Genomic DNA, 22,764 nt, shown 5'->3' with positions numbered 1-22,764 from the left:
AAACGAAAAAAGAATCTACATGAGATTCTTTTTAAGATTGCAATATATTGCTAAAACTCAACAGGATTTGATCTGTAACTAGCAAAAACTCTTACTCGTTCACTATTGATGAGTCCTGGCCGACTCTCGTTTCACCAGCAGTGGCACATATTTCTGTTCCTGCTTTGGTGGCATTTGATCTTTGGTCGCTAACGCCATCGACAACTTAGCCGCATGTTGTGCCATTTCTTCTACAGGGTAATCTAAGGTCGTTAATTTAGGACGGGAAAATTGCGCTAAAATACCGTTATCAAAACCAATCACTGACACATCTTGCGGAACCCGAAATCCATTATCTTCAAGAGTCGAGATAACCCCGATCGCCATCGCATCGTTGTAAACAAAAATGGCAGAAAACGGCCGACCACTGGCTAATAATTCCTGCGCAGCTAACTTACCGCCTTGTGGGTTAGGCTCAGCATATTTGACCAATTTAGGATTTAAAGGAACATCACTCCCTTCGAGAACTTCTTTAAAGCCATTATGGCGATGAACCGGATCATCAATGGCAAAATTGCTCATGATGCAGGCGCAATTTTGGTGATTGAGCATTAACAAGTGGCGGCCTGCAATTCGTCCACCTTCAAGGTTATCCAGCCAAATACAGCGCTCAGCAATCTCCTCGATGTAGCGATCAATCAATACAAAACCCGCAATATCTTTACTGAGGGCTATCAGTTCCTCTGCTGGCAATTTTTTACTGTGCATCACAATGGTGTCACAGCGTCTTTCTAACAATAAGTTAATTGCTTGCCGTTCAGATTCAGCCGTATGCCCACCTGTACTTAAAAGGATCTGCATATTGTGCTCACGGGCAATCTTATCGATGCCATTGGCTAATACGGCAAAAAACGGATCTGATATATCGGGGATCACCACCCCAATCGTAGTACTTTTTTGACTGACTAAAGCTCGAGCGTTCGCATTAGGTCGATAACCGAGATCAGCCATGATTTTTTTGATTTCTTCGCGCTTTTTATCGCTTACCTTGGGGCCATTGTTGACCACTCTCGAAACGGTAGCAACAGAAACTCCAGCTGCTTTTGCTACATCTTTAATTGTCACCATAAGTTTAGCTGTTGCCTTATTACGCTATTTTTAAAAAGAGCAAGGATTATAAACTAATCAACAAAAATTTAATATTATGTTGCAGAAATAAGGGTAAACGTTTAACCTTTCCCAAAATATAATTTTAGGAAAGCAAATATGACATCGCCATTTGATCCTACTGAGCACCCACACCGTCGTTATAATCCGCTGATTAATGAGTGGGTTTTGGTGTCGCCGCACCGTGCCAAACGTCCTTGGCAGGGCCAAGTTGAAAAGCTAGAGGAGACGGCAAAGCCAGCTTATGATGAGAGCTGCTTTTTGTGTGCGGGAAACACTCGTATCAATGGTGAAGTCAATGAAAAGTATGAAAAAACGTTTGTTTTCCAAAATGATTTTGCCGCTCTAAAACCCGATACCCCCCTAAATGAGAGTGATGATCCTCTGTTTCGTATGCGTACTGAACAAGGTGTAAGTCGTGTTATATGCTTTTCACCCGATCATAGTAAAACGCTTCCACAATTAAGTGTCGACGAAATCACCGAAGTAGTTCACACATGGAAAGCCCAATGCGCCGATTTAGGTCAAACCTACAAATGGGTACAAGTGTTTGAGAACAAAGGAGCTGTTATGGGCTGCTCGAATCCTCACCCTCATGGGCAAGTGTGGGCACAACAGCACTTACCGACACTGGTAGAAAAAAAGCAACGAGCTCAATCAGACTACTTTTCTGAGCATGGTCGTAACTTATTAAGTGACTATGTGGCTCGTGAAGTTGAGTCACAAGAACGCGTTGTGGTTGAAAATGATGATTGGGTGGTCGTGGTGCCTTATTGGGCAAGCTGGCCGTTTGAAACCTTGCTGTTACCAAAATTTGCCATTGCGCGTATGACGGATCTTGATGCCGAAAAAGCGGCAACCTTAGCTGACATTATCAAGCAGATCACCATCCGTTATGACAATTTATTTAATTGCTCTTTCCCGTATTCAATGGGATGGCATGGTGCACCTTACGATGGTGAACAACACGCCGAGTGGACGCTACATGCCAGCTTCTTCCCACCGTTATTACGCTCTGCCACAGTACGTAAATTTATGGTGGGTTACGAGATGATGGCAGAGGCTCAGCGTGACTTAACCGCTGAGCAAGCCGCTGAGCGCCTAAGAAACCTATCCAATATTCACTACAGCGAACAATAAAAAGAGCTAGCCCTATGTCACTGTTATTAGAGAAAACTCAAAATGCATTTGAGCAGGCTTTCGCCTCTGCACCTCAATTCACCATTCGAGCTCCGGGTCGTGTGAATCTGATTGGCGAACACACCGATTATAATGATGGCTTTGTACTGCCTTGTGCTATCAATTTTCACACCTTGGTTTGTGCCAACCCACGCCAAGATCGCATTGTTCGCGTTGTCGCACTGGATTATGAATTTGAGCAAGACGAATTTAGCTTAGATGCGCCTATCGAGCCAGCCGACAAACAATGGGCAAACTATGTTCGTGGCGTTGTAAAAGTGCTGGTTGATCGTGGTTATGAGTTCAATGGCGCCGATATCGCGGTATGCGGTAATATTCCACAAGGTACAGGGCTGTCTTCTTCAGCATCTTTAGAAGTGGTGATCGGTCAAACGTTTAAGACCTTATATGGTTTAGATATTTCTCAACAAGATGTGGCGTTAATCGGCCAAGAAGCCGAAAATAAATTTGTCGGCTGTAACTGTGGCATCATGGATCAATTGATTTCGGCCAAAGCAGAGAAAGGGCACGCCTCATTAATCGATTGTAAAACGCTTGAGCTATCCGCGGTTTCGATTCCTGAGGGTCAATCAATTCTTATCGTTAACTCGAATAAAAAGCGTGGTCTTGTCGACAGCGAGTACAATACTCGTCGTCAGCAATGCGAAGATGCATCAGCTTACTTCGGCGTAAATAGCTTACGTGAAGTTGATTTAGCGACCTTAGAAGCACGCATTGATGGATTAGAGCCCGTAATTGGTCAACGCGCTCGCCACGTCGTAACTGAGAACCAACGCGTACTTGAAGCCGTTGAAGCGATGAACAATGGCAACATGTACAAGCTTCAAGCTCTGATGGCCGCCTCCCATGCTTCTATGCGCGATGATTTTGAAATCACCGTATTTGAAATCGACACCTTAGTCGACATCATCAAAGCAGCCGTTGGCACTCAAGGTGGCGTTCGTATGACTGGTGGTGGTTTTGGTGGTTGCGTGGTTTCAATCATTCCTGATGAACTGGTTGATTCTGTGGTGAAAACCATCGAAGATAAGTACCCTAAAACGACAGGCTTAACACCAGATATATTTGTCTGCTCAGCCGAAGCTGGTGCAGGTGAGTTAAAGTAATAATTTTAGGGTAACAAGATGGCAATTTTAGTCACAGGCGGTGCGGGCTATATCGGTTCCCACACGGTTCTAAGTTTATTAGAAAACAATTATGAAGTGGTGGTGTTTGATAACCTATCAAACGCCAGTGAAACCTCACTAAAACGGGTTGAACAATTAACGGGAAAATCCGTCACCTTTATTCAAGGTGACATTCGCGATAAAGCGGCACTTGGGAAAGTATTTGAGCAACACGATATCTCAGCCACCATTCACTTTGCCGCGTTAAAAGCTGTGGGTGAATCAGCACAAATTCCATTGGCTTACTACGACAACAACGTTTATGGCACCATCACGTTATTGGAAGTAATGAAACAGCATAAAGTCTACGACTTTATTTTCAGTTCATCGGCGACTGTTTATGGCGAAGAAGCTATCCCACCTTACGTTGAAACCATGAAGCTTGGCACGCCAAGTAGCCCTTATGGTGCCAGTAAGGTGATGGTTGAACGAGTGATGGAAGACTTTGGAAAGTCTGATGCTAACTTCCGTGGTGTGTCTTTGCGTTACTTCAACCCGATTGGTGCTCACGAAAGCGGTCAAATTGGGGAAGATCCAAAAGGATTACCTAACAACTTACTGCCATTTGTAGCGCAGGTTGCAGTGGGTAAACGTGAAAAGCTCAGTGTCTTTGGTGACGATTACCCAACGAAAGATGGCTCATGTGAACGTGACTACTTGCACGTGGTTGATTTAGCCGAAGGTCATGTTGCCGCATTAAAGTGGCTAGAGAATCACCGTGATTTTGCTGGCACCGAAGCCTTTAACTTAGGCACAGGTAGTGCTATTTCAGTGTTTGCCATTATCAATGCCTTTGAAAGTGCCAATGACATTCAAATCCCATTTGAAGTGGCCCCTCGTCGCGCAGGTGATTTACCCGCATTTTGGGCTAACGCTGATAAGGCAGCTCAATCACTGAACTGGCAAGCGAAACGCAGCCTAGAAGCCATGATGAAAGATACATGGCGCTGGCAGTCGAATAATCCGAATGGATATTAATTGGTAGTAGGATTTGAGCATAAGAAGCCGCTCATAAAAAGCGGCTTTTTGTTTTCAACTGCGTTAACTGATCACTTTAATTTGATCGAGTGAGCTAATTTTGATTTGAGTCTGAAAATAATACTTGTCGGTCATTTTGCCCTTAGACAAAAAATAAATTTTCACTCTCTTCACTTCACCCGTCACTTCAACGGTCTTATTCAAAAAGAACTTATCTGGTGCGCTGCCGTATTTTTCATCTAATTCAAACGCAAGCATAGGCGTTATCGCCACCGAAATATTTCGTCTATCCCTGTAATCATCTTGGGTATTTAAATACACACGCTCTGATTGCATCCCCGTCGCTTTAATGGGTAACTTGAACGTCCCTTTTACACCTTGAGGTGCACTTTGTTCCGCCAGTGCTATAAGGTTCATAATGCTCTTGGTATCTGAATTCACAGCTAAATTCGGTGTAGAACCACAAGCGCCTAAAAATAAACACATCGCTAACACAGCAAATCTCATTTTTTTATCTCCTTATTGTAAATGACGTTTATTTCCTCGTTTTAACGTCAATAGTCTACGTTCAATTTACACAAAAACCATCTTTCAAAGACATCGCTACTGAGTCACTTTCAAACCAAATAAATACCGTGTCAGTTTAAAGGGCTTAATCACAACAAAACAGGTCGCAGCACATACAAAAAAAGCAGCCATTAGCAGACAAAGTGACTTAATCGCAATTCCCGCATCCCATTGCACGATATAAAAGGCAAACACGACAATAATGGTTTGGTGCAAAATGTAAAAAGGATAAATCAACTCGTTAGCCGCCTTTAACCATTTAGGTGTCGTTTTACACATAACACTGGCATAGCCAACCAATGTTAGTAAGCCTGACCACGACACTAAGGTGCAAACCAGCCACCATAGTTGCCAGCGTATATCTAATGACACATAAGCACTGATATCGGGCTTGAAATAATAGCCGTAAAACACAATTGAACTGAATATAAACCACTTGAGATTGGTTTTTCGATTGTCAGCAAGGGCTTTCCAAATAACCGGGCTTCTTATAAAACACATCCCTGCCACAAAGAACATCAAGAAGAACAGTGACACTGATAAGTTTTCAATATTGTGGCTTTGAGATGGCATCACCCATTTAAGGCCCAACCTAACCATTAATACCAAGAGCACTAATGAGAACAGCCCATGCTGAGTCGTGGCTAATCGACTGAGTTTATGGATAAAGCGTTCACCGAGGTTGGCGCTTAAAACACGATTTAGTGGCACGGCCAAAATCATAAAGATGATCAAAAACTCAATAAACCAAAGATGATTGGCGTCGAATGATAATACCAACTCTTTATAAGCATCGACTAAGCCTTGATAGTCACCGATATTCTCGTAGTAATTTTGCGGAGGGACGATGAACATCATTGCAATAATAAGTGGCACAAATAACCGATGAAATTTACTGAGTAAAAACGATTTATTGCTGACTTTTTGTAATAAAAGATAACTCCCAGCTCCCGCAACAAAAAATAAGGTTTGCAGCCGAAGTTGTTCGAAATAGACCATGATATCGTCTAGTAATTTACTCGACTCCTTGTTCATTACATGCCAGCCATCTCCATTAAATGGCATAAACACATGATGCAGAAATACCGCCAGTATCAAGAATACTCGCAACCAATCTAGCTCTGAATATCGTATTTGCTCCATCTTCTTCAGTCGTCCATGTTTGATTTTATTTATAGAAACAACGCCGCCGTAACACTAATCGCCATCAACAAGGCAAAGATAAAACGAATACATTGAGCTCGCTTAGGTGTTGAAAAAATCGGTTTTAGCACTCCCCCAGCTCCCAGCCAGATTAAATCTACAGCACAGGCAACAATAAACCCAGTGATGCCTGTTAAGACGTAACTTAGAGCGATATTATCGACAGGAAGTAAAAATTGAGAAAAGAGCGCCAAGAACGCCGCATAGACTTTAGGGTTAAACAGATTCAGTAAAAAACCGTCTTTAAAGTCAGGAACGGCATCTTTGTGAGCCACTCCTCCCTTTGCAGTAGCGATTTTGTAGGCGACAAACAAGATATACCCTGTCGCAACCAGCTGACATGCTAATCGAACTTTGGGAAAGGTTTCAAATAATGCCGCCAAACCAACCGCCGCAATGGTAATGGCAACCGCTATACCTGATAAAATCCCACCCAGAAATGGTAATCCTTTTTTAAAACCTGAACTTGCACCCACCGCCGCTAACGCCAAAGGCGCTGGACCGGGCGATCCTAAAAAGGCTGCTGTGGTTAATACTAAGGTGATCCAACTTTCTAACATACCTGTACTTCCTTATAATCCACCAGAAACATCAATAATATCACCGGTAATAAACGAGGCTTTTTCTGACAATAACCAACTGATGGTATGTGCAACTTCTTCGGATTTACCATAACGTTTTAGGGGAATAACATCCGCAAGCCGTCGAACCCGATTTACTTCCCCACCGTCCGCATGGATTTCGGTATCAATAATGGCAGGTCGTACGCAGTTCACGCGAATGTTTCTGGGGGCTAACTCTTTAGCTAAGCCAATGGTAAGAGAGTCAATTGCTCCTTTAGAAGCGGCATAATCAAGGTATTCATTGGGCGCCCCCGTTCTCGCAGCAACAGAGCCGACATTGACTATCGCACCGCCATTAGGCATATGTTCAAGGGCAAATTTACTACACAGGAAATAGCTGGTGATGTTATTGGTTAAAATGCGATTGATTCGAGATTCTGTTAGCTTTGTAAGCGGGCTTTGAGTTTCTAAGATACCGACATTATTGACAAGGTGGGTGACGGAACCGAATTCCGAATAAACAAATTCAAATAATGATTTTACACCATGAGTGTTAGATACATCGGCCTTAAAGGCTACGGCCACTCCACCAGCTTGCTTGATTTCATTGACAAGCTGCTCAGCGGTTTGTTGATTAGATTTAAAGTTAATACAAACAAAGTAACCCTCAGAAGCTAACAATTTTGCTGTAGCAGCCCCAATTCCTCTGCCGCCACCGGTAATCACAACAACTTTCTTCACTTACACCCCACATCCATGCATCTATAACAAAATAGTAACACCATGGTTTATTAATCAAAACAACAATGATGTAATGGAATGTTTATGAATACCAGCGTGTATCAGGTATGGAATGACGTCAAAGAAAGTTGGCTATTACCAACTCCCTTGAGTACTAAAAAATTCGTATGACTCTACGTCTTGTAACTTTTGCGATAATTGTCGACCTAGATTAAGTAAATTCGGATTGTATTGGTAATGCGCAACCACTTTTTTTAGCTCTGAAAGAGCTTGTCGTGTTCTACCTAAGCTATCCAGTGCAATGTAATACACATAGGCATATTGAGCGTTATTCGGTGCCTGTTGTACGGCTCGTTCAAAATACGTGAGTGCTTGTTGATGCTGCTTTTGACGAATTAAAAACAATCCATAGCTGTAACTCACAACTGCTGACTTAGAGACATTTTTAAGCGCCTGCGAGTACACTTGCCGCTCTTTTTCGATTTGACGTAAGTTACGATAAATGTCGGTCAAGTTGATGTATGATTCCGCAAAGTAAGGGTCAACTTTAATGCTGTGATTAAGCGCCACAATAGCGGCATCATAGTTTCTCATCCTTACCAACTCTTGGCTGGCATTCAAGCTACTTTCTCCTCGCCACGCATTGATATCATGGGATTGTACAAGTTCGTCATACGCCGCTTTAAGTGCGCTCATATCAGTGAGGTGTGAATCTAATAGTGCCGTTGCCGCTGTGACTCGAATAGCGCGGTATTTATCTTTAAGTAGCTTTGGCAAAGACAGTTGACGCTGCCCTTTTGGCAATAGCTGGCCAATTTTCGCTACCGCTAATCGAATTAAGGGTTCAGTTGAATTTATCCAAGGCTCAACCGTAGCATTGTTTATTTGCCTTGTACTATTGGGTAGCAGGGCTATGGCACTGGCCCGTTTGATCACCGCTAAACGGTGATCATTGATAACCGCTAAGTGCTGAGATAAAGGTAACCCACCTTGCTTTTGTAGCAGAATATAATCCAATTCAACTTGAGTTAACCTATTCGATTTACCGTACCACGCTGCCACTTTGGCGCTCGCCCAGCTGACAGGCTTATCTTTATGGCAAGTACTGCAGGCATTTGGAATCCCAAACTCTTCAGTCAAGCTCGGTCTTGGAATACTAAAGCTGTGATCGCGTCTATCATCCACGCCCATATAGCGCGTTTCAGGCATATGGCAACTGACACATTGCGCCCCTTCGCTGTCAAATGGGTGATTAATATGGGCTTTCGTTTGATAAGCATCAGCCTTATGGCATTGCAAACATAAGCCATTATTTTGAGCTTTCACCTTCATAGTGTGTTTGTCATGACAATCAAGACAGTTCACCCCAGCTTTAAACATCTTGCTCTGTAAAAACGAGCCATAAACGTACACTTCTTCTTTGATTTGACCATCGGCGTGATACAAAGGATCGGCAAGTAAATCAGGCGAAAATTGATCTAAAAACGGTTTCGCCGGATCAATCCCATCTGTTAGCGGCGTACGCAGTGCATGGCAAGCAAAACAGGTATCCATAAAGCGATTATCACGGTAGCTATCTGTGCGACTGGCAATGTTTTCTCCTGGCTTAAACATCCAGTCTAATTGTGAACCGACTTTAGGTTTTGGAGCTTTATAGTGATCATCTTTTACCGTATGACACGACTTACAATTAACATTGATGCCTTCAAATGTGGTGTTAAAGGTATCACTGGTTTTATCGTACTGACGAGTTAACCCTTGTGAATGGCAATCGGCACACATGCCATTCCAGTTTTGTAGCGGCTGCTGCCAATGAAAACGATCATTGGGTTTCACATCTTCATCAGCATAATTAGGGTACCAACGCTGTCCACCTTCAGACTTTGCGCGACTGTCCCATGAAAACGAAAAGGTTTGATAGCGACCATTGCTGGTTTTGATCAAGTATTGTTGCAGTGGATAATGACCAAAAGCGTAAGCGATTTGGTAGAGCTGTGTTTTACCGCCCTCAGTAAGCTCAACCCAAAATTGCTTCCCATTCTTAAAAAAGCGGGCTTTTTGGCTGTGGTGTTGAACTGTGACGTTGTTGAAATTACCCAAGATACTTTGGTCGTTAGGCAACATCATAGCTTTGGCATGATCAGACTTAAACCAATCCTTATGCTCAGTCTTATGGCAACTGGTGCAGTTATCTGAATGGGTCGGGCTCGCGTTGGCGAGACTGAGACAAAGCGACATCAAAAATAGAGAGTATCTGAAAATTATTTTTAATGTAGCCGTCATTAGGGTTCCGTCTTTTTATCATTTTTCACACTGGATTTTGCCCGCAAAAGCTTAACCCACTACAGGTGGGCTTACCACAAATTATCATATTTATTTTTTTAGAAAATCAATACAGACAAAGTTGTAGTCTAGAGAGAATAAAAGGCTATAGGCTTTTGTTTTTTAACTGAGAACATACCAAAAATTTCAAGTGATTGAATTTATAGGAGAGAGGATAAGCAATAAGCTCAATGTCCGAGGCATGGATGCCGAGGCCAAGCGCCCATGGATGGGCTTGCAGCGTTTCAGCGTTTGCTTATCCTCGCTTTCCATCAAAAAGTGGGAATTCGTCTGTGCGCAGACAAATCCCCATCGACGTTTCTATAAAAAGCAACACATATTGAAATTAACTGGTCTTGATCCACTCCGAAAGCGTATCAAATAACTCATTGAGGATAATAGGCTTAGTAATATGCGCATTCATTCCGGCAGACAAACTCTTTTCTCTGTCTCCCGACATGGCATGAGCGGTCATGGCAATGATGGGTAACTCAGTGGCACTATAGGTTTCACGTAATTTCTTCGCGGCTGTTAAGCCATCCATCACCGGCATTTGAATGTCCATCAACACCGCTTGATAGATATTTTGAGCTATCATATCCAGTGCCACTTGCCCGTTTTCGGCAATCTCAACCTCATAATCCGCACTCTTTAACAGTTCGGATGCCACCTGCTGGTTAATGAGGTTGTCTTCAACTAACAAGATTTTGCCCTTAGTCGTTGGAAGCTCGACAGGAGCTTGTAACGCTAATGAGTCTTGAGACTCTTTTTGCGCAAAAGCATCGACAATCGAATCAAACAAAGCTGACGCTTTAAACGGCTTTTGCAAGAAAGTGAAGACTTTCGCGTTGTCGACTTCTTCTTGGGTGGGCTCTTGAGCATGAGCCGTCATCATGATGATCACGGGACGATGTTGAATGCGACCATCCTCAACCATGCGCTCGATTTCATCAATCACTTCGCCACCGTGCATTTGTGGCATCATCCAATCGATGAGTAACAAATCAATCTCTTGCTTTTGTAATTGTGTCAGTGCCGCTTCGCCATTATCTACCGTTTGCACATCAAAATTGAAATCTTGCATGATGTTAGAATAAATTTGCAGCGCTGTTGGATTGTCGTCCACCACTAAGGTTTTTAGCGAAGACAATGATTCAGGTAGGGCTTTTTGCTCAACCTTTGCATCTTCAGCGATTTCAAAACTCAGGGTAAAGCTAAAAGTACTGCCTTGTTTAGGCTCACTTTCCACTTCCATCTTGCCGCCCATCATCGACACTAAGTGCTGACTGATGGATAACCCTAGCCCTGTACCACCGTATTTACGCGTCGTTGAACCATCGGCTTGCGCAAAGGCATCAAACAGAGTTTCTTGTTTAGCCTGTTCAATCCCAATTCCTGTATCACGCACCCAGAACCGCAAGGTAATACGCTGATCACGCTCACCGAGATCTTCACAACCAAGTTCAATTTCCCCTTCTTGGGTAAACTTCACCGCATTGGAGAGTAAGTTGATGAGCACTTGCCCTAAGCGCAATGGATCGCCTTTTAAGGTTAATCCAGCAGTAACAGGGGCATAAAGCAGCAGTTCAACGCCTTTTTCTTGTGCTTTAAGCGCATTCAAATCGACGGCGTGATCCAGCACTTTATCCAGCGCAAACGACACTTTTTCAAGTTCCAGTTTTCCTGCTTCGATTTTAGAGAAATCAAGAATGTCATTGATGATCCTAAGCAGCGATTGCGCTGAGAACCCCGCTTTATGCAGGTAATCTTTCTGTTGCTCGGTCAACGAGGTGCGCTGTGCCAGCTCCAACATACCAATCACCGCATTCATCGGGGTACGGATCTCGTGGCTCATGTTGGCTAAGAATTCACTCTTATAGAGGTTCGCCGATTCTGCGTCTCGTTTCGCTTCCAACAGCGCCACTTCGTTGATTTTCTGACGAGTAATGTCTTTATGGGTACCCACCATTCGCTTCGGTAAGCCTTCAGCGGTAAATTCCACCACTCGACCACGAGAAAGTAACCAGTAATACTCTCCATTTTGTGCCTGCATACGAAATTCGATTTCATAAACAGAATCTGGGGCTTGTAGGTAGTGTTCTCGGTACTCTTGAACCCGCTGCTGATCGTCGGGATGAATTAAGTCATCAATTGTCGACACCAACGCCGGAAACTCATTGGGTTTGTAGCCCATCATGGTATAAAAAGCAGGGTTACAAATGATTTGCTCGGAATCCAAATACCAGTCCCAAAGGCCATCTTCTACCGCATCCATCGCCAAATGATAACGCTCTTCAGACAAACGTAATTGCTCAGCCGATTCATGCTCTCGAGTCACGTCACGCCACACCGCAATCAAGCCTAATAATTCATTGCGTCGATTGTAAAAAGGCAGTTTTAGGGTATCGAGCAACACTTGTTTACCAAACAATTCCACTTTTTCCTGATAGCGCATCGGGATTTTATCTTTGAGGATCTGCTCATCTTCAGCGCGAATACGCTCACCAAGTTCAGGATTCGTCAGTGTTGCAGAAGTCTGACCTATCAGCTCATTTTCGCTGTAACCGAGCATGCGCTCTGCCGCTTTGTTACAACCGAGGTATTTACCTTCTTTGTCTTTAAAAATGATGGCTTCTGGAATGGAGTCAATCAAAGAACGTAATAACGCATATTCTCGCTCACGACGTTCGGTGGTTTCTTTCAGCTTTTCAGTGCGATTCGCCACCAGCTTATCAAGGCGTTTATTTTGCTCGGAAAGGTTACGAGTATACTGTTGGTTTTCATCAAAAATTCGGCTCACCAATTGAAACCAAGGTGCCCAACCCGGCGTCATTTTATCCGGTACAGGTCTAGGTAATTGCGAACAATTTTCAAGATGAGACAAGAGTTGTGATGCAGGAGCAACAAACGAGCGACGGGTTAACCAGTGAACAATGGTCACCAATACCGACAAGGCAAATACCACGAAAATAAAGGTCATTTCGACTTCGTTTCTGGCCTCTTGAAACATGGCGTCCACAGGCTGCATATACAATAATCGCCACGGCACATTTTGCAGCGCCACGGTTTGAATGTAGTAGCCATTGCGAATAAAGCCTTCATCAGCATCAAAGAGTTCAGATTCAGAAATATCGTGCAATTTGGCCGGAATACGCTGGCTTAAGTGAAACACGCGATTCATGCCGCCCGTTTCCATACTGCTGTCGGACAATACATTGTTTTTCTGATCAAGCAAAATCACCGTGCCCGGCATTTTAAAGTAATCGTCAATCTGCTTGGATAATGACGACAGTGTCATATCCAGATTAATAGAGCCAATGAACTCATTATCCAAATACACCGGAACACCCACTGTCGTCAGTAGTTCTGTGTTGACTCCGCCTAAATACCCTTCAGACCAAAACACGTTTCGTTGCGGGTTCATTCTCGGACCCGCCAACTTAAACTGTTTGTTATTCAGCAGTTCTTCTCTAAAACGCTGTTCGTTAGATGGCCAAGGGTAATAAGACATCATTTTGCGTTTTGAAATGTAGTAAATAGACGAAGACTCAGGGGCGGCTTGCTTGGCTACCGGAAACGACAACGACAGTTCAAACAACATTTCTAACTCTTGGTAGAAGCGTTCGCTGCGATTTTCCAAGGAACCCGTACCCGTTATACGCCCCATATTAGTAAAAGGCTGACCGCTTTTGGCGTATTGGGGTTCTAGAGTAAAAAACTGTCGAGTTTCATTGAATTTCTCGTATTCCGACAACCTATCTTTTCGAACTAACTCACCACGTCTAAGGTGATCCACCGCTACATTACGCAAACTGTTAATGGCTCGAATGCTCGACTCCAACAGTAAATCCACCTGTCGAACGTGCTGCTCAATTTGCAGCTCGCGCTTTTGGATCACTTCTGTTTTTTGGGCATCATAGGCTGACCATGAAAGCAACATGGCGATGATGATCACCCCAAAGTAGGTATACAGTACTGCCCAGTTATAATTTTTTTGAATGGGAGAGGTCAGTTGCTGGACAGGTTCGTTGGGATTCATGTAGAGCCTTTTGGAAACTTATAAAAACGATAAGCTGGGGTTAATTATACTCACAACACCGATACTGTCACTGAATTCTCATAACAAAAACGCCCACTTAGGGCGTTTTAAGAGGATGAGCAGAGGATGATCACAAATACTCTTCGGCAAATTCCGCTAATCGAGAACGAACAACGCCATTGAGGTAAATATTGGCACTACCATCAAAGTTCTTAAAACGTTCAACGATATAGGTTAAGCCTGAAGTCACAGGGGTAAGGTAGTTGGAATCAATTTGCGCTAAGTTACCGCAGCAAATTAATTTGGTGCCTTCGCCCATGCGGGTGATCATGGTTTTCAATTGTGATGCGGTTAGGTTTTGACATTCATCCAACAATACAATGGTATTTTGAATCGAACGTCCACGCATAAAGTTAATGGATTTAAGCTGAATGTTGGCCTTATCCATGATGTAGTTCAAACTGCCTGCTGGATTGACATCATGCTTGTGCAGCACTTCAAGAGTATCGGTAATGGCGGCGAGCCAAGGTCCCATTTTCTCCTCTTCGGTGCCGGGTAAAAAACCAATGGATTCGGCAATTTCAGGCGTATTACGCGTCACAATGATTTTCTCATATTGATTGCGCTCTACCACCAGCTCTAACGCACTTGCCATTGCCAGTAGGGTTTTACCGCAGCCAGCGGGGCCAGTTAGAATCACCATATCAATGTCAGGATCGAGCAAAGCTTGCAGTGCCATCCCTTGGTAGACATTTTTAGGGCGAATTCCCCACGCTTCGGCATTCATGATCCGCTCACGGTTCAGATCCTGAAAGGTCACATGGTCTTGATCGAGCTTGGTCACGCGTCCGCAAAAGTCCGATTCTTCGTCAATCAAATATTGATTAACATACAAAAGCTCAGTATCGACTTCAGAAAGCGGTAATTGATGAACCGTTTTACGCCCAAGACGCTCGGTTTCAATATTGCCGACATTCTTCCAAAAACTGCCCTGAAATTGATGAAAACCTTTGGTTAAAAAGCGAACGTCATCAATGATTTGGTCGCGGCGATAATCTTCGACCTGCTCAATACCCACCCCTTTGGCTTTCAGGCGCATATTGATGTCTTTGGTCACCAGCACCACGTCGCGATTTGGGTGTTGCTGCTGCAAATGCAACGTGGTGTTAAGGATCAGGTTATCGTTGTTATCGCCAGTCAAACTGCCGATAGTGAATTCAATTAAATGGTCGGGAAAGACGGCGAGATGTCCGGTGGCGTCTTCGTGTCCCGGTCTAACAGGGAGCGGTACACCATGTACCAATTGTTCAGGAGTGATGTTGCCGCCTAAGGTATCTTCGAGGGTTCGAATGGCGACTCGTGCATCGCGACTGACGTCGCGCTTTCTATCTTTGATGGTATCGAGTTCTTCGAGTACCGTCATGGGGACAATTACGTCATGTTCTTTAAAGGAATAAATTGCGAGTGGTTCATGCAATAACACATTAGTATCTAATACAAACAGCTTGGTGTCGTCTCGGTCCATGGCGCCTCCATTAATGCGATTGGTATAAATATACGTACGGTGTGAATGCCTCCTTTTGCATTGATGATGTTGAAGCAAAACGGTGTCAGTTCCATGACAGCCCTTTCCACTTGTTGATACCTCTAGTAAAGCGTATGCTGACTAAAAAAGATACGACAATTTTTGTTAAATTTTTTCAGATGGCGTTAAAGCCTTACAGTAACTGAGGTTATGTATGCAAAAATATTTTCGCTTGTTGGCTTTGACGTTTTTAAGTCTGTTTACTGCTATGGCCTACGCCAGCAATCCATGTGAGCTTTTATCCAATACTTTAAGCATTAATCAATGCAAACAAACTCAATTGAAACAAGCACAAACCAAACTAGCAAAATACTGGCAACAAGCACTCAAGCAACACTCTAAGCCAGCCGAAGCGAAACAAGCCTTAGAAAATGAGCAAAAACTGTGGCAGAAATACGCGGATCAGCATTGCCAAACCGTGTATCAGCTTTATTTACCTGGCACCATCGCACCAAGCATGATGTTCGACTGTCAAACTCGCCTGACTCAATCCAGAACAGTGGAGATCTGGAAAGCTTATATACAAACCTTATCGGGTGATAAACCCGCTTTACCTAGACCTTAGTAAATTCAGTTTGAGTTTCTGTTTACCGAGGTATAGGCTAAGGCTCTTGTTGTATCAAACTGGCTTAAAAAGACGCTCCACCTTCATTGCGCATACTACTTACGAGCGTTCTGCCTCAAATTTAAACAGAAAGACAAGGATCTTCATTTACTTATTCTCGGCAATTGCAGTTCGGTTGTCACGGGTATAAGATACGCGCCATTTTTTGAGTCAGCCTAGAAAAAAGAGTAGAAATTCACATGCCATTTGCTTTGGGTCAACGTTGGATCAGTGATACAGAAACTGATCTGGGTTTAGGTACAGTTGTTCAATTAGAAGGCCGCATGGTCACTGTGTTATTTCCCGCCACTGGAGATAACCGCATGTTTGCCCGAGAAGATGCCCCATTAACCCGTGTGATTTATAATCCTGGTGATACCATTGAAAGTCACGAAGGCTGGCAGTTAACGGTTTCTGAGCTTGAAGAAAACAACCAGTTAATCATTTATCACGGAACCCGCCAAGACACCGGTGAAACCGCGGAATTACGTGAAACACTGCTGAATCATAATGTTCGCTTCAATAAGCCTCAAGATCGCTTATTTGCTGGTCAAATTGATCGTTTAGATCGCTTTGGTCTTCGCTATCGTGCCCAAAACTTACGCCACCAACTGGCGACCTCTGATATTTTAGGTCTGCAAGGGCCCAGAGTCGGTTTGATCCCTCACCAAACATGGATTGCCCATGAAGTCGGTCAACGCTTTGCACCGCGTGTATTATTAGCCGATGAAGTGGGTTTAGGTAAAACCATCGAAGCTGGTCTTATTCTGCATCAACAGCTATTAACCGGACGTGCTGAACGCATTCTTGTGATTGTGCCTGATTCATTACGTCATCAATGGCTGGTTGAAATGATGCGTCGCTTCAACTTACGTTTCTCGATTTTTGATGAAGAGCGCTGCGTTGAAGCTTATGCCGATAACGACAACCCGTTTTATACCGAGCAACTGGTTATCTGCTCAATGGAGCTACTGCGTAAGAAAAAACGCTTAGAGCAAGCCGTCGATGCCGATTGGGATTTATTGGTTGTTGATGAAGCTCATCATCTTGAGTGGTCGGAAGAAAATCCAAGCCGAGCGTATAAGATTGTTGAAGCCTTAAGTGATGTGGTACCGGGCGTATTACTGCTTACCGCAACCCCAGACCAACTCGGCCATCAAAGCCACTTTGCTCGCTTGCGTCTACTCGATCCAGACCGTTTCTATGATTACGAGGCCTTCTTAGCTGAAGAAGAAAATTACCGTAGCGTTGCCGATGCCGCTGAAGCGCTATTAGCCGAGCAAAAACTGCCAGACTCAGCCATCAACAGCTTAACAGAGCTTTTGTCTGAAAAAGACATTAACCCGCAGATCCAAATGATCCAAGCGGATGACGTTGATGCCGAGCTTCGAGAGCAAGCTCGTGATGAACTCTTGCAAGAATTGCTCGACAGACACGGTACTGGCCGCATTTTGTATCGCAACACTCGTGCAGGTGTTAAAGGTTTCCCACAGCGTATTTTAAATACTCACCCACAAGCTTTGCCAGAGCAGTATCGTACGGCAGCTCGCGTGAGTGCCATGATGTCAACGGGCACTGCAACGGGTGTGGCTCAGCTTGAACTTAAAGTGAAAAAAGCCCTGAGCCCCGAGAAAATCTACCAAGAGTTTGATGCAGGTAACTCAGAGTGGTGGAAGTTCGATCCACGTGTCGACTGGCTGATTGATTTTCTAAAAAATAATCGCAGCAAAAAAGTGCTGATCATTGCTAGCCAAGCGGAAACCGCACTCAGCCTTGAAGAAGCCCTGCGTACTCGTGAAGGTATTCAAGCGACGGTATTCCACGAAGGCATGTCAATTATTGAGCGTGATAAAGCCGGTGCTTACTTTGCGCAGGAAGAAGGCGGCGCTCAGGCACTGATCTGCTCTGAAATTGGCTCAGAAGGTCGTAACTTCCAGTTTGCCAGCCACTTAGTATTATTCGATTTACCCCTCAACCCTGACTTACTTGAGCAACGCATTGGTCGTTTAGATCGTATCGGTCAAAAACACGATGTGAATATTCACTTGCCATATTTTAGTGAAACCGCTCAAGAGCAGTTAATGCAGTGGTATCACCAAGGGCTCAACGCCTTTGAAATGACCTGCCCAAGTGGTCATGTGTTGTATAAAGAATTTGCCGAGCCATTATTGTCGACCTTAGTGTCTGGTGACAGCGATGAAATGACACAGCTGATGAACCACACTCAGCAGCGTTATAAAGAGCTCAAGCAAGCCATGGAGCAAGGTCGCGATAAGCTGTTAGAAATTAACTCTCACGGTGGCAGCAAATCGGCGGCCATTGTTGAGCGCTTACAGCAAAAAGATCAAGATGTTAATTTGATTGGTTCGGTTATCCGATTGTGGGACATCATCGGTGTTGACCAAGAAGATCACGGTGAAAATACCATTATCCTCAAACCGTCTGAAAACATGTTATTCCCAACTTATCCCGGATTACCGGAAGATGGCATTACTGTGACGTTCGACCGCGATGTAGCCTTGTCTCGCGATGATATCGCCTTGATCACCGAAGAGCATCCAATTGTGCAAACGGGTTTGGATCTGATCACCAGCTCAGAAACTGGCAGCGTCAGCGTCGCGATTTTAAAGAATAAAGCGCTTCCTGCAGGCACCTTATTCCTTGAACTGATTTATATGGCGGATGCTTCAGCACCAAAAGCCAGCCAGTTATACCGTTACTTACCACCAACACCTATTCGCGTGTTACTGGATAAAAACGGCAACGATTTATCCTCAAAAGTGGATTACGACAGCTTTGATAAGCAGCTAAGTGCGGTAAATCGTCACATTGGTAGCAAACTGGTTACTGCTTCTCAGGCGCAAATTGTGCCGCTTCTTCCAAAAGCCGAGCAAGTGGCACAAGTGGCACTCGAAAGCTTAGTGGCCGATGCTCGTGAGAATATGACTCAGAAGATCAGTACGGAATTGGCTCGTCTTGAGTCATTGAAAGCGGTCAACCCAAATATCCGTGATGATGAATTGGACTACCTTAAAGATCAAATGACAGAACTGAACGGCTATATGGACGACTGCCCATTACAACTTGACGCCATTCGTCTGGTCTTAGTCAGCCACGCCTAATCGTCTATTTATTGAAAGCCGAGATATATTCATCTCGGCTTTATTGTCTAAAATTTGAATCGATAGCTATTCTCATTGGCATTTTCACTTGATGATAAAATAGAATTTTTACTCTTTTTACTTCAGCCATTTAGCGTAAAATTTCTTCAATATCGAATTCAAATCCGCAATAATTGTGGTAGTATTGTTTCCGTCAAAAAACATTGAACAGTCAGTAAGTTGACGTTATTGATTGGCAAATATATAAAAACGACAAACGCAATAAAGCGATAACGAACATCACCAAAGAGTGATGAGTATTTAAGGATGAAAGGACGTAATGACCACTCAGGTATTAATCTGTGATGACTCCGCCATGGCAAGGAAACAAATGGCGAGGGTGTTACCAGCAGATTGGGACATATCTCTCACCTTTGCAACCAATGGTGTAGAAGGTTTAGAAGCCATCAAGGCAGGCAAAGGTGAAGTCGTATTTTTAGACCTCACTATGCCAGTCATGGATGGTTATCAAGTACTAAAAACCGTTCAAGAGTTAGATCTTCCTGCTCTGATCGTTGTCGTGTCTGGTGATATTCAGCACCAAGCCTACCAAAAAGTAAAAGCACTTGGCGCTGTTGATTTCGTACAAAAGCCCGTCAGTACAGATGCACTGCAGCACATTCTGCAAGAGTATGGGATTTATCATCGCTGTGACGTGGCTTCTGCTTTTGATGCGCCTGAAATCAAAGTCAACCTAAGAGACGCATGCCAAGAAGTGGCCAATGTTGCCATGGGACGTGCGGCCGACTTACTGGCTAAACTGCTTGATGTTTACGTACCGCTTCCCATTCCTGCGGTCAATGTGCTTGAAGTGAGCGAACTCACCATGGCCTTAAAGGCCACGGAAAACAGCCGCCAGATTTCAGCACTCTGCCAAGGCTTTATTGGTCCGGGTATCGCTGGTGAAGCGCTACTGCTGTTCCATGACTCCAGTTTTGACGATATGGCAAAACTGATGAACATTAGTCATCCTGATTCATCGCAAGCTGAAATTGAAGTCATGGTTGATACAGGTAATGTCCTCATTGGTGCCTTTTTAAATGGCATTTCCGATCAGTTGAATATTTCATTTAGCCAAAATCATCCGGTTATTTTAGGCCGTCATTGCACGGCCAATGAATTGATCCACGATAACGCCGAAAAATGGCAACGTACACTCGCCATGGAAATCAATTATCAAATTAAAGATCATAACATTCAATGTGATTTACTATTGTTATTTACAGAGGACTCTTTACCCGCATTGAGTAGCAAACTGGGCTATCTTACCCACACAGAAGGTGAGTCGTTATGACCAAAAATCCAAATATACTCAACGAATTTCACTGGCTACTCGATCTCGTACAATCGCTGGATGTTGGTATTGTTGTTATCAACAGTGATCATCAAATCAAACTGTGGAATGGGTTTATGGAAAACCACAGTGGCGCTTCTCCAACCACACTTATCGATAAAAATTTATTTCAGGCGTTTCCAGAGTTAGATGCCAAGTGGCTTAAGCAAAAAATTGAGTCAGTATTTCTTCTTAAAAATCGCTCTTTTATCAGCTGGGAGCAACGCCCTTATGTGTTCAAGTTTAAAAACTACCGTCCTATCACTGGACGTGCCGAGCACATGTACCAAAATGTCACGTTGCAGCCTTTGTTATCGCCTTGTGGAAAAGTCACCAGCATCAGTATCATTATTTATGATGTCACTGACAGCGCCATGAAAAAGCTACAGCTTAATCAAGCCAACCAAGTGCTTGAGCGTTTAAGTCAAACCGATGAATTGACCCAACTTCATAATCGCCGTCATTGGCAGCAATGTCTAGAACGCGAGTTTGAACGCTTTACCCGCTATCAAAGTCCTGCAAGTCTCGTAATGCTGGATATTGATCACTTTAAATCCGTTAACGACAATTACGGTCATCAAACGGGAGATACCGTTATTCAGCGGGTAGCACATGCGTTATCACAATCACTCAGAGAAACCGATTTTGCAGGACGTTATGGTGGAGAGGAATTTGGCGTCGTACTCGCCAATACCACAGCAGAAGATGCATTGAGCTTTACAGAAAGACTAAGGAAGAAGGTAGAAGCCCTTACGTTTTCGAGCAATGATAACCAAGCCTTTACAGTATCCATTAGCCTTGGGATCTGTGCCATTAATGACAACGTGCGCGATAACAGCCATTGGATTTCATTAGCGGATAAAGCCTTGTATCGTGCAAAATTAAGTGGGCGTAACCGCAGTGTGATTTATCGCGATACTGATAGTGAAAAGAATCTGCATTGACCATCCATGGTTGAGGTTTCCTGTAGGAAGTGACACTAACGATTAGTGCAACACTTCCTCATCATTTTCATAAACTGGCTCACCGTTTTCATCGACAAAATAGGTGCCCCAGCCGTCATAATCGATTTTCTGTTTTGTCGCTAATTGGATCAACTGCTCACAAGCCTGATCCAATAGTTCAACCTCTAATTGGTGATGAGCAATGGCATCAAAGCAAAAAATAATGCTGCCATCTTCTAACTCAACTTCTTCTGCATCCGTGACTTCAAATCCTAGTTTAAAGGCATCAACAGCCGCCTTTTCAAGATTTGAAAAGTTACTGCTAGAAAAATGATGCTCAATAATATATTCAGCGGTTGGGTGTGAACCATCTGCCAAAATGGCATCCACGATTTCTCTATTCTCAGCGTATTGTTCTTGCAGTAATGATGGGCTAGACATGGCCACTCCTATAAAGCTTTTGGACGCATCAATAATTGCGCTTCTTGATTTAACTCTTCTAACTTGTTTTTCATGCGTTGGTACACATCATCAGCCAAGGATCTGGCATCACTTTTTTCTAATGTTTCTGTGACAATCGGCTCTAACATTTCGATGATCACCACACCGTTATTCCAATGATTTAAATTAATATGATCTTGGGAACTGGCCACCACAGGTACAATGGGCGCACCCGACTGGATCGCAGTATGAAAAGCACCGGATTTTAAGGGTAATAAACCACGACCACGAGAACGTGTACCTTCAGGAAATATCCAGACAGAAAGTCCAGTTTGTTTAATTTTTTCCGCTACCTTACTCATGGTGCTGACGGCACTATGACGGTTACTGCGGTTAATCAGAATATTGCCAGATAACCAGTAAATCTGACCGAAAAAGGGAATCCAAGCCAAGCTCTTTTTACCAAGACTTACAGTGCCTTTAGGAACCACTGCGGTGTGAGTGAATAAGTCAAAGTTATTTTGATGATTACCAACAAAAATTTGAGACTCAGTATCATCGTGCTTTTTATCACGAATGATCAATTTGATCCCTAAAATGGGGGCAACCTTAGAAAAAATACTGGCCATAAAATGGACATTATTACGATGGCGTGGACGTAATAAACAATACAGACCGCCACCAATGGTTACTAACACCAGCAGCACAGCTAAAATCAAACTACGAAATATCAACAGCACGAACACACTCCGATAACCAATTCGCGGGCTA

Annotated in this window: 17 protein-coding genes; 7 read left to right on the top strand and 10 right to left on the bottom strand. The window is 43.6% G+C overall.

Features of this window, described 5'->3' with window-relative positions; all coding sequences use genetic code 11:
- Nucleotides 1–102 precede the first annotated feature (102 nt).
- A complete protein-coding gene (locus tag E2H97_RS01005) occupies nt 103–1,107 on the bottom strand; it encodes a LacI family DNA-binding transcriptional regulator (protein WP_133405396.1) in 1,005 nt (334 codons plus the stop codon).
- A 138-nt stretch (nt 1,108–1,245) separates the two neighbouring features.
- Between E2H97_RS01005 and E2H97_RS01000 the strand changes: the two genes are divergently transcribed.
- The 3 genes from E2H97_RS01000 to galE are packed head-to-tail and all read left to right on the top strand — an operon-like array spanning nt 1,246 to nt 4,490.
- Nucleotides 1,246–2,286, top strand: a complete 1,041-nt coding sequence (locus E2H97_RS01000) for a UDP-glucose--hexose-1-phosphate uridylyltransferase (protein WP_133405395.1) — start codon at nt 1,246–1,248, stop codon at nt 2,284–2,286.
- A 14-nt stretch (nt 2,287–2,300) separates the two neighbouring features.
- Nucleotides 2,301–3,452 (top strand): galactokinase, encoded by a 1,152-nt coding sequence (gene galK / locus E2H97_RS00995; RefSeq protein WP_133405394.1) that lies wholly within the window; start codon nt 2,301–2,303, stop codon nt 3,450–3,452.
- Between the two features lie 18 nt (nt 3,453–3,470).
- Nucleotides 3,471–4,490, top strand: a complete 1,020-nt coding sequence (gene galE / locus E2H97_RS00990) for a UDP-glucose 4-epimerase GalE (RefSeq protein WP_133405393.1) — start codon at nt 3,471–3,473, stop codon at nt 4,488–4,490.
- Between the two features lie 63 nt (nt 4,491–4,553).
- Here the strand turns inward: galE and E2H97_RS00985 are convergent, their stop codons facing one another.
- From E2H97_RS00985 to E2H97_RS00955, 7 genes are all read right to left on the bottom strand, one after another.
- Nucleotides 4,554–4,997: a hypothetical protein gene (locus E2H97_RS00985; RefSeq protein ID WP_133405392.1), complete on the bottom strand. Its 444-nt coding sequence runs from the start codon at nt 4,995–4,997 to the stop codon at nt 4,554–4,556.
- A gap of 96 nt (nt 4,998–5,093) precedes the next feature.
- The gene (locus tag E2H97_RS00980; RefSeq protein ID WP_133405391.1) at nt 5,094–6,200 is read right to left on the bottom strand and encodes an acyltransferase family protein; all 1,107 of its coding nucleotides are present in this window, start codon (nt 6,198–6,200) and stop codon (nt 5,094–5,096) included.
- A gap of 29 nt (nt 6,201–6,229) precedes the next feature.
- The gene (locus E2H97_RS00975; RefSeq protein ID WP_133405390.1) at nt 6,230–6,820 is read right to left on the bottom strand and encodes a LysE family translocator; all 591 of its coding nucleotides are present in this window, start codon (nt 6,818–6,820) and stop codon (nt 6,230–6,232) included.
- A 12-nt stretch (nt 6,821–6,832) separates the two neighbouring features.
- The gene (locus tag E2H97_RS00970; RefSeq protein WP_133405389.1) at nt 6,833–7,564 is read right to left on the bottom strand and encodes an SDR family oxidoreductase; all 732 of its coding nucleotides are present in this window, start codon (nt 7,562–7,564) and stop codon (nt 6,833–6,835) included.
- Between the two features lie 135 nt (nt 7,565–7,699).
- Nucleotides 7,700–9,847: a tetratricopeptide repeat protein gene (locus tag E2H97_RS00965; protein ID WP_133405388.1), complete on the bottom strand. Its 2,148-nt coding sequence runs from the start codon at nt 9,845–9,847 to the stop codon at nt 7,700–7,702.
- A gap of 385 nt (nt 9,848–10,232) precedes the next feature.
- The gene (locus E2H97_RS00960; protein ID WP_133405387.1) at nt 10,233–13,925 is read right to left on the bottom strand and encodes a response regulator; all 3,693 of its coding nucleotides are present in this window, start codon (nt 13,923–13,925) and stop codon (nt 10,233–10,235) included.
- 130 nt (nt 13,926–14,055) lie between these two features.
- Entirely contained in the window at nt 14,056–15,450 is a 1,395-nt protein-coding gene (locus tag E2H97_RS00955) for a PhoH family protein (RefSeq protein ID WP_133405386.1), read from the bottom strand.
- A 214-nt stretch (nt 15,451–15,664) separates the two neighbouring features.
- Between E2H97_RS00955 and E2H97_RS00950 the strand changes: the two genes are divergently transcribed.
- The 4 genes from E2H97_RS00950 to E2H97_RS00935 all read left to right on the top strand — a co-directional run bounded on the left by E2H97_RS00950 (nt 15,665) and on the right by E2H97_RS00935 (nt 21,552).
- Nucleotides 15,665–16,075, top strand: coding sequence for a lysozyme inhibitor LprI family protein (locus E2H97_RS00950; RefSeq protein WP_133405385.1), 411 nt, complete (start codon nt 15,665–15,667; stop codon nt 16,073–16,075).
- A gap of 239 nt (nt 16,076–16,314) precedes the next feature.
- A complete protein-coding gene (rapA, locus tag E2H97_RS00945; RefSeq protein ID WP_133405384.1) occupies nt 16,315–19,236 on the top strand; it encodes an RNA polymerase-associated protein RapA in 2,922 nt (973 codons plus the stop codon).
- Between the two features lie 319 nt (nt 19,237–19,555).
- The gene (locus E2H97_RS00940; protein ID WP_133405383.1) at nt 19,556–20,569 is read left to right on the top strand and encodes a response regulator; all 1,014 of its coding nucleotides are present in this window, start codon (nt 19,556–19,558) and stop codon (nt 20,567–20,569) included.
- Nucleotides 20,566–21,552: a sensor domain-containing diguanylate cyclase gene (locus E2H97_RS00935; RefSeq protein WP_133405382.1), complete on the top strand. Its 987-nt coding sequence runs from the start codon at nt 20,566–20,568 to the stop codon at nt 21,550–21,552. The genes E2H97_RS00940 and E2H97_RS00935 overlap by 4 nt, the downstream gene beginning before the upstream one ends.
- 42 nt (nt 21,553–21,594) lie before the next feature.
- On the opposite strand, the gene rraB is transcribed toward E2H97_RS00935, so the two are convergent.
- On the bottom strand, nt 21,595–21,993 hold the full coding sequence (gene rraB / locus E2H97_RS00930; RefSeq protein WP_133405381.1) for a ribonuclease E inhibitor RraB: 399 nt from the start codon (nt 21,991–21,993) through the stop codon (nt 21,595–21,597).
- A gap of 8 nt (nt 21,994–22,001) precedes the next feature.
- Nucleotides 22,002–22,733 carry a 1-acylglycerol-3-phosphate O-acyltransferase gene (locus E2H97_RS00925; RefSeq protein WP_133405380.1) on the bottom strand — a complete coding sequence of 244 codons (732 nt, stop codon included), beginning with the start codon at nt 22,731–22,733 and terminating at the stop codon, nt 22,002–22,004.
- Nucleotides 22,734–22,764: the final 31 nt, after the last annotated feature.

The organism is Parashewanella tropica (assembly GCF_004358445.1).
Classification (GTDB): domain Bacteria; phylum Pseudomonadota; class Gammaproteobacteria; order Enterobacterales; family Shewanellaceae; genus Parashewanella; species Parashewanella tropica.
The sequence above is the reverse complement of the archived record's forward strand: the minus strand, read 5'-3'. Positions and strand labels throughout refer to the sequence as shown.